The following is a 13,858-nucleotide window of genomic DNA, read 5'->3' as shown; positions in this document are numbered from 1 at the left end:
TTTTAATTTTTATAGACTACATATTAGACACGCTTGATCTTCAGGGTCATCTTCATCCATGTTTTTCAAAACGGTTTGCCATTTTTCTCGGTCAGTCGTTTTGTTTGTGAAAATAATTCCTTTTTCTTTTTCTTTTTGTTCAGCTAATTCAACTACTTGGTCTAGGCTCATACCTTTAACCCAGGTATAACCATTTCCTGATTTTTTTTCAATCTCTTTGGCTTTTTCAAATAAATCAGGATGCCTCCGCTTTAATCCTAACCATTCATCTCTCCTTTGGAAGAAGCAGAAGAAGCACCCTGAACGTGAGCGCCATTCATAATATTTTGGCACTCCAACAGTTTCTTCTAATAACTGGTAAATATCGGCTCTTACTAACTCATCTTCTTTGAATGGAAAAACGGCTTTAATCGTTGGTTTAGAGCTAATGTACCCATCTCGGTGCTCATCGGCTCTGATGCCGATATAACTAATTACCGGATCCTCGCCAACAAACTGCTCGAAAGGTTGTAACTTAAGTTTAACTGTACACCAACGTTGTCGCGGTGATGGCAAGTAATCGTTATTTACTTTTAACCAGTGCTCAAATGGCTTTTCACTGCCTATTCGTACGATTTCTTTGCCTAAATAGGACTCTAAAATTTCCAGGAATTCATGAACTTCGTCTAGTTCAGCACCAGTATCAGAGAAGAAATACTCTATCTTTTCATGTATTTCAGGGTAATTATGTTTGATATGGATAGCGAGAGCCGCACTGTCTTTACCACCAGAAAGTCCTAAAATGTGTCTAGAGTGTGTATCGGCTAATGCCTCTTTTATAGTAAAATCTTTTTTCATGAATACATCCTGTGTTTAGCCTACGTATCTAGCCTATCATCTACCAAGTCGGCTAAAGTAGTTAAAATTAAATTTGGATCTGTATCCTCAAATATTTGCTCAATTTGTTTTTTCAGATCTAATGCTGCATATTTTTGAGACTCAGAAATTGCAATCATTTTATGTTTTTGCGGTTTGCCTTTTCGAATACTCTTTAACATGACGACTTCAAAATCTCCTAAAGCTTGATCTCTTTCTTCCTCAGCAAAGTGTTTAATATCAAGCAACTTTTGTTTAAAGTTTGCAAGCTTATAGTCTGCATGGCTCCGATCTTTATCGTACCATTTACTTGGGTGCTTTGAGGCTAAAAACGTTAATACATTTTCTAACCACTGATAATCTTCACCATCTTTAGTCGTCAAGCGATTAATAAAGGCTTTGGTTCCATCTGTATCTACTGAATAATTTTCGAGACCTAAAAAACTACCTCTAATGCTTTCTCGAATATCAGAGATTTCAGTCAAACTGTCGAAAGAAAATGCTGTGGCGATTAGTCTAAGTTGCTCGTTGAGCATTTCCGTGTAGTGATACTTTAGCTCTCGTAATGTTTCGGTTAACACTTCAGAAAAACTAGATAAAGCTTTTTCATCCCCATTTTCAATTATGTCTTCACTAAAACCTAGTGCTTTGGGCAATTGATTGAATAGAAGCTTATGCGGAGACTTACTTGTTTCAAAAACTTTGGATAACTTTTTGGCTTTTGCGCTCAATGTAGGTGAAGTAGTACGGCGCGTATATTCCTCTAAATCAGCGATAAACTTTGCTAAAGGTCTCGCAATGTCTATGATGGTTCGCTCTTTTAAATCAGCTTTATCGCCAAATAAAGCTGATTTGTAGCTGTTAAACAAACTAGCTTTTAAACCTTCAATTTTAAAACTCTGAACAGAGAATAAATGAGGTACTTTGAAGAAACGCTCTGCGGCTTCTAAAGTTAAAGATGGTTGGAATTTTCCTTCCTCAAACCATGCTAGTTCGTTTTGTTTAACCAAATAGTAAACTAGGTAGACTATTGGTAACACCCCTTCTTTAACGCCATAAGGTGCCGATTTTAACTCTTCTGATATATCAACAAATGAGCGTGCTGAGTCTTCGGCAGAAGTCGCGAACTTATCTAAACGTTTCCAAACAGGCATTAAAGATGATGTCTTATTCGGTTCAGATAGTACCCACTTTCCTTTTATCTGTTTGTGAAGTCCGTGTTCTAAAATGAGTGATAAGTACATTGATTTTTCAGGTGGAAACTTATCACTTGAAAAGCCAAGCATTTCTTCTGATGCGTTATGTATCAGTCTATTAATCAATTGTTTTCTACCAGCCGCCGCTTGGCTAGATGGTTTGTCTTTGTTTATCAATTCGTTGTGAAAACTAGGTGCCTTTTTATAAAGGCTATCCATAACGTCAGATAGTACAGACTGTAATTTCCGGCTAGATTGAACTTCCAGTTTAAGTCCATCAAAGTACCACCCAGCTAATTCAGGCTGCGTAATACATGACTTTGCTAAGTTATGACCTAACTGTGTCGCCGCAGAATAACGTTCAGTGAACTCTTTCTTTGCTACCGGATCTTCTTTTAATGCCTGCGAAGATTCTTCAATTCGTTTCAATGCAAATATCTCAGCAAAAGCACCTTTTAGTTGTGAAGAGTTACGAGCTAAAACAGCTATGTCTTTCTTGCCAACTTGCTTTACCAGTTTCTTGAGAAATAAAGTTTCATCATCTTGACCAAAAGACAAAAAGAAGATGATTTTAGGTGCACTCGTTTCTCGTATGATAGTGCTGTTAAACTGCGAAGCGTCAGTAAACTCTGGAAGATAGTATCTTATAGCTCCATTAGTGATGGTGTATTTCTTGGCTACAATAGGCTCAAGTATTTCAGCTTCATTTAGCTGTTCAGCTAATGAGAAGTTACCTAACATACTTAATTGATTCTGAACTTCGTCCTCTAAATCGAAGTCACTTCCTTGCCATACACGATATTCATCGTTGAAAGCTCTATAAGTTAGTATTGATTTTGAAACCAGCAAAGAAACATCTTTTTTATACTGCGATTCATCAGAATAAATCGTTTTAAGTAAGTTTTCAGATGGCTTAAAATGCCCTTTACTGCCAATGATGTTGAACAAGCCAATTAGCTTAAGCAACTTAATTGCAGAAACTGGTGCATTGTTACCTAGACGCTCTAATGCAGAAATTACTTCAGCCCAACGACGATGGGTCGTATTGTCGGAAATAACAGATGCTTGGTTTGTTATAAAATAGTCAAATACAACATCAGGATCTATAAAGTTTCCTACTTCATCAAGTTGCTTAACAGAATCTTCAAATCCAAATTCTTCTTTACTTCCAAGGAAACTAAATAAAGTTCTTTCATTTTGAGCTAGTTTTTGACATAAATATGGCAACAACAGCGACGTTATAGGGTGAAGAGGATAACAACTATTAAATAGCGCTGATGCATCTTCTAACTGAAGAACACTAGGAAGTGCGTTTTCTGTGTTTAATGCTGATGTAACTTTTTCAACATTAGAGTTAACAAGTTTTGATTCATCATTATCAAAATTGTGAGCGATGGCATTAGCTACGACTTTTAATGTTTGTTCAGCAGATTCTAAAAATGGAACTTCCTCATACCTGCCTTGAACCTTAGCCCATTCATTTTTTAAACTTTCTCCAAGACCTTTCGAGTATTGTTCAAAAGACTGATGCAGCATAACAAATATCAAAAATGTACATTCATTCGCTTCACATGCTTGCTCAGCTAGAGTCTGAAGCGTAAATATGTCGTTTGCGCCATAATGTCTTGCTTCGTACTCTAGAAACTTACCTAGCTCGTCAATTACAAGTAAAATACCTTTGGGTTTGCGAGTTGTGAGCTTGTTAATCTCAGCTTGAGTTTGCGCGAAAAAATCGGATACGTCTTTGCCAGTAAGATTATTAGATATTGCTTCTTCGAGCTCTTTAATAAACTTAGGTTTAGGCCCTTTCCTTGATGCCCAGTAGTTACTTACCGCCTTATGAAGACCCGATAAAATTCGCTTTGATAGAGGTTCTGGAGAACCTGAAATTAGAACCTGAATATATCCATCAGATCCTTCAATATGCTGTTTCAGTGTTTTCCCATGTTCGATGTTATTCGATTCTAAAACTTCGTGTGATAGTTTGAACTCATCAGAATCTGAGTTGCTAAGTAAATGAGAAAGAAAAACACTAAAAGACGACTTTCCTGAACCGTATGGCCCAATCAGGGAATAAGCTCTTGGGGCAAGTTCATTATTTAGTACTTTTGTTATTCTCTCGTATAAATTTTTAGCTCTTGCTGTTGGGATGTATGATGAAATTAGTTTCTCATTATCAGAATCTCGCTCTAAGTTGATAGAACGAGTGTATAAGCTGTTAACGCTAACTTTATTATGAAGGCTCATCTATTTGTCTCCTTCATAGTATGCCCTGAGATAATCGAGACTGTTGAGTTCATTTACTTTATATACTTGGTGCACACCAGCTGTTTCTCGAATTTCAAAATTTCCAGGAATTGACTCAATGGCTTTCTCGATATGTGCTAATGCACTATTTTCAGGCAACCTGAAAATAGCACCAATAGCTGCACTTAACTCTCGACTATAAATTAACTCTTCAACGGATAAACTAGTTGCTGCTTTAAAGTTAAATAGCTCACATAATGCAAAGCCAATAATGTATGGAGAAATGTAATTGTGTTTTATTTGAGAAGAGAATTCTTTGTTTAATTTACTTTGAATTAGGTTCAATTCAACAAGTGGGGAGTCAAGAGTGTCTTCAATCGCATTTTTCTTATCTAACTGAACTTTAGCGTACATGCGAGTTAGAACACTAACGTCGTTTTTTAACGTCGCTGGTGACGTTTTAGAGTCGATATTTTCTTTTGCAAAGTCTGAGATTGCTATCTTTAACTCTTCTTGGGTAAAGCTGGATTTATGATAAAAATTGAAAAACCAAAAAGGAGTCGTTGCAAATTCTGCGTTAGAGGCTATCAACCAATGTATCAGCCAAAGTGTATTCTTGTCTTCTAAATAAGCATCCCAACCTTCATCTTGTTCTGTGCCCATAAGACAAATACCAAGGGTTGTTGGTTTTAGACCTTCCTTAGTAGCTTCAAATAACTTAGTTGCTTGTAGCCAATATTTAATAGAAGACACCATGTTCTTACCAGCACCTAAGGCAACAACTGCTTCGTCTTGACGAAAGAAATCTAGTTCACTTTTCTGCGAGAATTCATTTGCTTTCCAGAAACCTTTAGTAAGCCAACCTAAGCGACAAAAGAAGGTTTCGTGCCTACCGAAGGCTGTTTTATTAGCTATTAACTTCATTGTCTTTAACTTCCTTATTATCGTTAAGTAACTCTTTTGACTGTAGTAAAAACCACTCTTTCAACGTCATACCATTTGACTTTAATTTTGTGTAAATTTCCTGCTTTAACTCAGGCTCTATTTCAATAACAACACGTCCACTCGTACCAATGCTCATGATATTAATCTATGTAATGTAACATAACATAGATAATACTGTTTATAGATCCAGTTTCAAGTGATTATTAGCAATAATAATTTAACTGGCTAAAAAGTAACCCTCATAGTTTTCCCTGCGGATTCTTATGTAAAATCAGAACTAATTCTTTTAAATAGAATGCTCGCAATTACTTGATTAAATGCCGTCACTCGCTTGCCTAGATAGCGGGATCATTGATTGGAAACCCCCACATTTCGGAAATCCGGTAGTTTAATGAATCACATTTCTGTGACTTTGAACTGTGTACAGGGCACTGGGCTAGGAAAACTGTGATAGCGATAAGCACGAATGCGTTGTAGATCGTCATGGTTGGATTCGTAGAACAGTAATCATAGATGCAGGTTATTAATTATCTGATTTTTTCACACCTAAATTTTTCCTCTGCAGTTCCTTATGAGTCGTTTATGAAACATATCGATGACAACGAATTAAACAGACTACGGAAAAATTTGAAAAAGAAAAACCAATCGAATTTACGGGTTGCGCAGCCTCTACAGTTCATTAATACGCTAAGCCAGTAAAACAAGTGCTAAATTTCGCCATAAAGAAGGAATATATCAGATCAAACCCTGCTACTGATGTTGAGAAGCTAGCAAGCGACACAATTAGACTGATTCGACTCGAAAATCACTCACAACCATTTAGTTAGCAAAAGTTAGATTCATTGCAATGATGTTACCCACCTTCTCATAAAACTAAAAAGCTCAGACTTTAAAATCTGAGCTTTTTTATTATCTGCTTTATGACCCGAAGAATTATCGCCGCCATAAGAGACTTATATAACAAGTACTTCTAGCCTAAAACGGCATTTTGAAGCCAGGAGGTAGCGGCATACCGCCAGTTACATCACCCATCTTCTCTTTACTTGTTTCTTGAACACGACGAACCGCATCATTAAATGCCGCTGCAACTAAGTCTTCAACCATGTCTTTGTCGTCGTCCATCAACGACTCATCAATGTCTACGCGGCGAACGTTGTGGTTACACGTCATGGTTACTTTAACCATACCTGCACCGGCTTCACCCGTTACTTCTAGTTTAGCTAGGTCGTCTTGTACTTTTTGCATGCGCTCTTGCATTTGCTGCGCCTGCTTCATGATATTGCCCATTCCACCTTTAAACATAATTTTTGTCTCGCTTCGTTTTGGTGTTAATAATTTTGCTATCGCGCTTTAACCGTATCGGCTAGCACTGACGCATCAAAAGTCGATAGCAATGCTTGAATTGTATCGTCGGTTTTAATTACCGAGTGTGCATGCGCATGGCGCATAGCATGAATCTCTTGTTGCAACGCAAACGGCGTGGTTGAAGGTTCACCTAACGTAATATTTACTTCTACATTCTCACCTAACCCATGGTGAATTGCGTCTACTAATTGCTTTTTTGCACTATCGTTTAATAAATGCGTCTGACTGTGGTCAATTTCAAGGGATACTTGGTTACCATTTCGCGAAAATGCGGCATGTAACACTAATTGCTTAAGAAGCCCTGCCACTGGCATCTGTTCAACCAAGTTGCTCCACTCATCAATTTGACTTGCATGAGTTAGTTTACTTCCGTCATTAAGATAAGCTGTTAAGTTTCCGTCGTAGGTACTGCTTAAGGGTGCATCAAAATCAAGAGGATCTCGTGTGAATGAGCGCTCATCAGCTACTTCAAAATGCTCTGCCACATAATCTTGGGTGTTAACGCCACTGTTGAAAGAATCACTTGAAGAGCTAGTGTTTTCAATGTGCTGTACAGGCTCACCTTCATGGTCAATCGCCCACGGCGGTGCATCTTCTATTGGTGGCGCTGAATTTGCCTGCGAGCCAACATCGTCATTTGAAAAAGGCATATCTTCTTCAAACTCATCCAGTTCAAAGGCACTGGCGCTGCCTACACCTATTGGTGCGGATTGCGTCTCTGAGCTGGGCGATGAGGAAGCATTGTCATTGAATGCATTAACCTGCGAGTCACTATTAACTCCAACGGCTAGCTTATCATCTGATGACGAGCGTGTGTTGAGGCTTTGCTTATCATTGCTTGGAGCCGTTTGACTGGTGTCTAGTTGTGTTTTCTCTGTGACGCTTTCAAGGTCAGAATTCTGGTGTGGCTGTTGACCGTGTTCTTGCGAATGGCTGTTTTCGAGCTCGTTATTGTTAGCACTTGTAGCTTCTAACTGAGCGCTGTCAGCCTGTGCAACATTGGCAGCTTCGGCTTTACTTTTGGTAAAGCGAGCTTGAATATCGCTAGCACTTTCTGATTTCGCATTGGCTGCGCTACCACTTTTTGCGTCAGCATCTTGCGCTTTTCTTTGCTTAAGCTTTTGTCGAAGTGCCAACATGTCGGCCGTTGAGATCAGCTGCTCTTCGGCTGTTAGTGATGGTGCGGCTTCGCCTTCATTGTGCACATTGTTTTCGCTGTGCACGCTAGCTATGTGCTCGCTGCCTACTTGGCTATTTTCGCTGTCGTGACCAATAGCTTCGATGCCATTCTGATGGTGGCCTACGTCGAAATACCCGTCTTCGTCAGATGGCGGTGGCATATCGTCCATATAAGCATCTAACGGTGGTTCGTCACTTTGTAGAGCATTGTGGTGCTGTGGTTGTTCTTGTTTGAACGTTGTCGGCGTTCCGGGTGGCTCAGGTGGCTCAGCCAATTCAGTCTTGCGCGCTGTTTCGCTTTGTAAAGATACATCTTGAGTATCTAGCTCAACAGCGGGCGCAGGTTCAGGCCCTTGTTCAGACCCTTGTTCAGGAGCCATGGACGAAGTCGAATTTTGCGTAGTGGTATCAGAAGCAGTGTCACCAACATGTTGCACGTTTCTGCTATCAACAGAGCTATTGGTATCTACGCTCGGTGCCGTACTTGAAGGAACTTGCTCTTCAATAGGCTCAGCAGGTATTTCAGAAGGTGCTTGCTCCTGCTTTGATGTTGCAGAAGTTTCGCTTAACGGCGCTTCCTCCTGCTTACTAACGTTTCCCGGGCCACCACTGGAAGAAGCATGTTCTATAGGTAAACTATGCTCACTCCTCCCGTTCTCAATTTCACTTGAAGTGTTTTGAATTGGTGTACTTGGCGCGAACGACATCATACGCATTAATGTCATTTCAAAGGCGCTTTTTCCATCGGCGGCGAAAGGCAGATCTTTTCTACCTTGCAGAGCAATTTGATAAAGCAACTGCACTTGTTCCGCTGGAATGGTTTTGGCTAGCTGATATATCGCTTTCGCTGAGGTAGTTTCTAGCTTACAAGCTTCTGGCACCCACTGTGTCAACGCGATTTGGTGAAGCAAACTGGCCAGTTCACCATGCACGTTGTCATAGTCAGGCGCTTGCTCTGCGATATCGTTAACCAGCTGCAGTACATCAGCAGGGCTTTTACTTACTACCGCATGCACCACCTTCAGAAGCTGATTTTTGTCCATCAACCCCAACATATCGGTTACTACCGACGCCAGCACTTGATTTCCACCCTGTGCAATCGCTTGGTCAGTTAAACTAAGCGCATCACGCATACTGCCTTGGGCAGCTCTGGCCAAAAGCGCAAGCGCTTGTGGTTCAAAAGGTAGCTGTTCATGCTCTAAAATATGTTGTAGCTGACCAACAATTTGCTCTCGCGACATGGCTTTAAGATTAAACTGCAAGCAGCGAGATAAAATAGTAATAGGAAGTTTTTGCGGATCGGTGGTCGCTAGCAAGAACTTAACATGAGGAGGTGGCTCTTCTAACGTCTTCAACAGTGCGTTAAAGCTGTGTTTAGAAAGCATGTGCACCTCATCGATAAGGTACACTTTGTAACGTCCGCGAGTAGGCTTGTATTGCACATTATCAAGAAGTTCACGAGTATCCTCGACTTTGGTTCTTGATGCTGCGTCAATTTCCAGCAAATCAACGTAATTGCCCTGCTCTATTTCTTTACAGGTATTACATTGACCGCAAGGGTTGGCCCCTTGCCCTTCTTCGCAGTTAAGGCTTTTTGAGAATATACGAGCAATGGTAGTTTTGCCCACACCACGCGTACCTGTAAAAAGATAAGCATGGTGCAAACGATCGTTATCTAAAGCATTTGAAATGGCAGACACGACGTGTTCTTGACCTACAAGCTCACTAAACTTGCCCGGTCGCCACTTCCTTGCTAGTACCTGATAACTCATTATTACGTATTTCGCCTTATTGCTAGTTATGCTTTACAGACGATTATTCGCCTTCAAACTCACAAATTGAATAGCTTTCGATATCAAGCTTACTCAATTTTTGCTCGCCACCTAGATCAGGTAGGTTGATAACGAACCCTGCGTGATTAACTTCACCGCCTAATGAACGGATGAGCTTTGCCGAAGCAGCAATTGTTCCGCCTGTTGCAAGCAAATCATCAATAAGAAGCACTTTATCGCCTGGTTCAATGGCGTCTTTATGGATTTCCAATGTATCCATGCCATATTCCAGTTCGTAGCTTTCGCTTACCACTTCACGAGGAAGTTTATTAGGTTTTCTCACTGGTACAAAACCAATGCCCATTTCGATGGCCAAAGGCGCACCAAAAAGGAAACCGCGAGCTTCAGTACCTGCAATCTTTGTAAATCCCATACCTTGGTATTTTTCTACAAGTAATGAGATACAGCTACTGAATGCTTTGTGGTCTTCTAGAACGCTGGTTACATCTCTAAATAAAATACCTGGCTTTGGATAGTCAGGTACGGTTTTTACTACTGATTTAATATATTCTGCAGTCACAATTATGCCTTGAATGTCTGCGTTATAACCAGAAGGTAAACCAGCCGGCGATGATATGCATCAACGGGAACGCGATTAGAGTAACTAGCGAAGCTAGAAAGTACCACTTGTTGTAGACTTCTTTGAAATCTGAATTGTCAGCCATTTGCACTACCTAAACAATTTTGTGAACAAAAAAATGGTGCTAAATGTTAATCGAAAGCAAGCGCGATTGACAGCGCTAATATGATTGATCGCTCACTTTCAATACAGATCCTGGCGAAAGTTTAATATAAAGCCGGTAAATGTTGGTAAATCACTACGTGACGGGAAGGAGTATTCCCTTTTTCAGCATATCTGTAAGAGTTTGGTTCATGCCATTTATCAGCACATTTGAAGGTATTTGCGGCAGTTGCTGAGTTAATGACTCAGCCAATTGACCAATTTCCATTCCTTTATCGGTTTGTTCTAACGTATTAACCATGGTTGCCGTGACGGGATTTACGTGTGCAAACTGCACGTTAAAATTCTGGTCTCTGTAAACAATATAAAACTGCTGCTCTTGCGCGGGTTGTTCTGGAATATGATCATCACCAATCAGGTGAACTTCGTATTGATATGCAGCCAGTGAAGCATAAGGCGATACCCTTACCGCTTGTACCATTTCGTCACTATTATAAAATTTTACGTACTCTTCATTCTTTCTTATGCTGACATCAAGCTCTAGCCATTCATAATGAGCGAGTTGTGCAGCAAAATCAGGTAAAGCAATGTCAAAAGAAGGTTCAGTTGAAAGGTACTCAACAAACTCTTTACTGATCTCCGCAAAGTAGGGTGAACGGCATTCGTGCTCAATAAAAAACTGACGCACAAGACTCTCCCACCCTTTCTCACCGAACTGTTTAAGTACGATAGACTTCAGCACTGGAAATCCAGTGCTAATAAAGTTATCTATATTATTGAAAAACAGAGACTGATAGATTTCCATCCTGCGAGTATTATCCGCATTCGTGTCGCTGAAAGTGGAAGGATTTTTTATCGCGCTTACGAATGCATCTTGTGTGGTTCGAAATGATTGAGTCACGCTACACTTCCTTTAACGTCCTCTAAACGCGCTGCTTCGCATGTCGATTGAATATGCTTAATCTTTTCTACTTCGGCTAACAACTCACTTAACGGTGGAATGTTGAAATCACGCTCTAGTAGGGTGGGAAAAACGCCATGGGTAAGATATGCGTGCTCTAAAAGCTGCCACACAGGTTCAATAACATCAGCACCGTGAGTATCAACTTTCAGGTCTTCTGCTTCATCGTAATGGCCAGCAATGTGCCCATAAACAATTTTTTCCGAAGGAAGGCCGCTTATGAACTCTTTTGCATTATATTTATGGTTAATACTGTTCACATAAACATTGTTAACGTCTAGCAGCATTTTACAGCCAGACTCTTTTAACACACTGTTAGTAAACTCAAGTTCATCCATCTCCTGACCGGGTGCAATGTAATAAGATACATTTTCCAAAACAAGCGGTCTTTCTATGATGTCTTGTACTTGAGTAATTCGTGACACGACATGGCTAATTGCTTCTTCAGTAAATGGAATGGGCATAAGGTCGTACATATGACCGTTGCCTGAACAAAAGCTTAAGTGTTCGCTATATAGGTCAATACTGTTCGTGTCTAAGAACCGCTTAACCGTTTTAACGAACTCAATATCTAGTTTATCGCTGCTCCCAATAGAAAGGGAAAGACCATGGGTAGTAAAGGGAGACTGCGAAGACGCTTGCTGAAATTGTTGTTGATACTTTCCACCCAGAGGGATCCAGTTTTCAGGTGCAACTTCCCAAAAGTCGACTGCTGCTGGCAATGTGGGTAAAAGCTCATTAAGCATTTCCCGTCTAAACCCTAAACCTGCACCCTTTATATTTTTCATATCTTCCCCTCTCATCACATGGGACGGCTAAATGTAATGTAAGTCTCTATACAAAAATGGCCATCAAAAGACGGCCATTTGCGCTTGAAGTGTTATGTGTAGCGTTTACTCTATGAAATAAAAACTACACAACATCATCTTCTTGGCTTTTACATGCTACCGCATTTGCCTTCGCCACACTTGCCTTCTTTAGCTTTTTTGTCGCCGCCACATTTGCCCTCGCCGCACTTGCCTTCTTTGTCAGCTTTCTTGTCGCCGCCGCATTTACCTTCGCCGCACTTGCCTTCTTTTTCAGCTTTTTTGTCGCCGCCACATTTACCTTCGCCGCACTTGCCTTCTTTCTCGGCTTTATCGCCGCCGCATTTGCCTTCGCCGCACTTACCTTCTGCTGCAAATTGGCTATAACCAGACTCTAATGCTTGCATACCGAATGGGTTTACTTCTGCCACTGCAACTGTTGACGCCAAAGAGCCAATTACAACTGCACCTAATGCTGTCGCTACTGATGATTTTTTGATTTGTTTCATTGATATACCCTCAATAATATTAGTCGTGTATGACGCACAGTAAGCACGCGTATTAAAGAAGACCCTGATAGTTAAAGGGATATTTCATAAAAATTAATTTTTTTACAAAAAAATTTTATCACATTGATAATTCAGGACTTTATTGTGGCAGTAATGCGTCTATTAATGTGACACTAACACTAATCACATTAACTAGGATTATAGACGTTGAGAGAAATACTAGATAGCAAACAGATAAGCAAACACGCAAAGTTTCGATAAACAGTAGACGCTGGGCGTTGTATAACTTTACTTATTGTCTTCGAACAAATGTATTAGTATTTTTTCGCTTAATCCGCCCGAAAAGCGCCAGAGAGGTTGTGTTGGTTAGTACTTCTAAAGAATTCTAGTATTGTCGAATTATCTACATTGTCTGTGGCTTTTTCTAATTGTCTTACTAAATCATCTTTATATTTGCCAGTATTTGATATTGCAAAGTAGGATTGGACTGAGAGCTGCTCTGACATCTCGATATTTGGTAAGGCACCACGTTGTTTGTTGATGTAGTGAAGATATGGCTGCTTATAACTGATTAAATGTGACGTTCTTCCTATATCAAACAAATGAATTGCATCAGTGCTTGTTGCCATGTCAAAAAAAGTAAAACCCTGAGTTTGAAGCGTTTGTCGAATGCCTAGGTAATCATATCCGCGAATTGCAGATATTGATTTATCGTCGCCTACCATCTTGTTACGTAACAGTACGATAGACAAATTCACAAAAGGAGTTTTTAAAAATGTGGCATTTTGATCGAGTGCAGAAGTACCTTGTACATTAATTGTTAAATCAACTTTTCCCGTCTTCACTCGCTCAAATAAACGAGCAGGAGGCATACACTCCACGTTAACGTTGAATTGTAGCTGGCTCAAAATAGCTATAGATGCATCAACGGCCTCCCCATAGCATTTCACATTATCAGAGCCTTTAATAACAAGAGGAGGAAATTCTACTACTCCCAAAGTAATAGACTTCTTTTTCAGAGGTTGCTCTTGAGGTTGAACACAAAATGTCAACAACGCGAAAATTAAACAACAACTATTAACTAGAATTCGTTTCACAACTCGACCGCTACAACTACAACTAACGCTATTTATATAGGATTTTACGAATAAATAACAGATGGAAACACCCATTTTTTAAATTTTACAAATAATGGGGTCAGAGTCTGAGGGATCCCCACGAATTTAATTTCATACGATTCCAGCCCAGGCCTTGTCGGTAATGGAGCTGTACCATTTGAGT

General features: G+C 40.0%; 12 protein-coding genes. All 12 read right to left on the bottom strand.

From position 1 onward, the window contains the following. Positions 1–9 precede the first annotated feature (9 nt). The 12 genes from ACHUFN_RS14630 to ACHUFN_RS14575 all read right to left on the bottom strand — a co-directional run bounded on the left by ACHUFN_RS14630 (position 10) and on the right by ACHUFN_RS14575 (position 13,674). Positions 10–837 carry a phosphoadenosine phosphosulfate reductase domain-containing protein gene (locus ACHUFN_RS14630; RefSeq protein ID WP_394223171.1) on the bottom strand — a complete coding sequence of 276 codons (828 nt, stop codon included), beginning with the start codon at positions 835–837 and terminating at the stop codon, positions 10–12. A 20-nt stretch (positions 838–857) separates the two neighbouring features. Then, entirely contained in the window at positions 858–4,298 is a 3,441-nt protein-coding gene (locus ACHUFN_RS14625; protein WP_394223170.1) for a hypothetical protein, read from the bottom strand. Next, positions 4,299–5,222 carry a DUF4007 family protein gene (locus tag ACHUFN_RS14620; protein WP_394223169.1) on the bottom strand — a complete coding sequence of 308 codons (924 nt, stop codon included), beginning with the start codon at positions 5,220–5,222 and terminating at the stop codon, positions 4,299–4,301. Further along, positions 5,206–5,379, bottom strand: a complete 174-nt coding sequence (locus ACHUFN_RS14615) for a hypothetical protein (RefSeq protein WP_394223168.1) — start codon at positions 5,377–5,379, stop codon at positions 5,206–5,208. The genes ACHUFN_RS14620 and ACHUFN_RS14615 overlap by 17 nt, the downstream gene beginning before the upstream one ends. A gap of 839 nt (positions 5,380–6,218) precedes the next feature. Then, on the bottom strand, positions 6,219–6,545 hold the full coding sequence (locus tag ACHUFN_RS14610; RefSeq protein ID WP_014998895.1) for a YbaB/EbfC family nucleoid-associated protein: 327 nt from the start codon (positions 6,543–6,545) through the stop codon (positions 6,219–6,221). 38 nt (positions 6,546–6,583) lie between these two features. Continuing rightward, positions 6,584–9,559, bottom strand: a complete 2,976-nt coding sequence (dnaX, locus tag ACHUFN_RS14605; RefSeq protein WP_394223167.1) for a DNA polymerase III subunit gamma/tau — start codon at positions 9,557–9,559, stop codon at positions 6,584–6,586. A 43-nt stretch (positions 9,560–9,602) separates the two neighbouring features. Continuing rightward, positions 9,603–10,139: an adenine phosphoribosyltransferase gene (apt, locus tag ACHUFN_RS14600; protein WP_394223166.1), complete on the bottom strand. Its 537-nt coding sequence runs from the start codon at positions 10,137–10,139 to the stop codon at positions 9,603–9,605. 22 nt (positions 10,140–10,161) lie between these two features. Next, on the bottom strand, positions 10,162–10,284 hold the full coding sequence (locus ACHUFN_RS14595) for a hypothetical protein (RefSeq protein ID WP_256253717.1): 123 nt from the start codon (positions 10,282–10,284) through the stop codon (positions 10,162–10,164). Between the two features lie 153 nt (positions 10,285–10,437). Continuing rightward, complete coding sequence (locus tag ACHUFN_RS14590) at positions 10,438–11,202, bottom strand: HvfC family RiPP maturation protein (RefSeq protein WP_394223165.1); 765 nt, start codon at positions 11,200–11,202, stop codon at positions 10,438–10,440. Beyond that, a complete protein-coding gene (locus ACHUFN_RS14585) occupies positions 11,199–12,050 on the bottom strand; it encodes an HvfB family MNIO-type RiPP peptide maturase (RefSeq protein ID WP_394223164.1) in 852 nt (283 codons plus the stop codon). The genes ACHUFN_RS14590 and ACHUFN_RS14585 overlap by 4 nt, the downstream gene beginning before the upstream one ends. 149 nt (positions 12,051–12,199) lie before the next feature. Then, on the bottom strand, positions 12,200–12,577 hold the full coding sequence (locus ACHUFN_RS14580) for an HvfA family oxazolone/thioamide-modified RiPP metallophore (protein ID WP_394223162.1): 378 nt from the start codon (positions 12,575–12,577) through the stop codon (positions 12,200–12,202). Positions 12,578–12,906: 329 nt separating this feature from the next. Continuing rightward, positions 12,907–13,674, bottom strand: a complete 768-nt coding sequence (locus ACHUFN_RS14575) for a hypothetical protein (protein ID WP_394223161.1) — start codon at positions 13,672–13,674, stop codon at positions 12,907–12,909. Positions 13,675–13,858: the final 184 nt, after the last annotated feature.

The organism is Alteromonas gracilis, assembly GCF_043642145.1.
Classification (GTDB): Bacteria; Pseudomonadota; Gammaproteobacteria; order Enterobacterales; family Alteromonadaceae; genus Alteromonas; species Alteromonas gracilis_B.
Note: the sequence above shows the minus strand (reverse complement) of the source record. Positions and strands in the feature narration are given on the sequence as shown.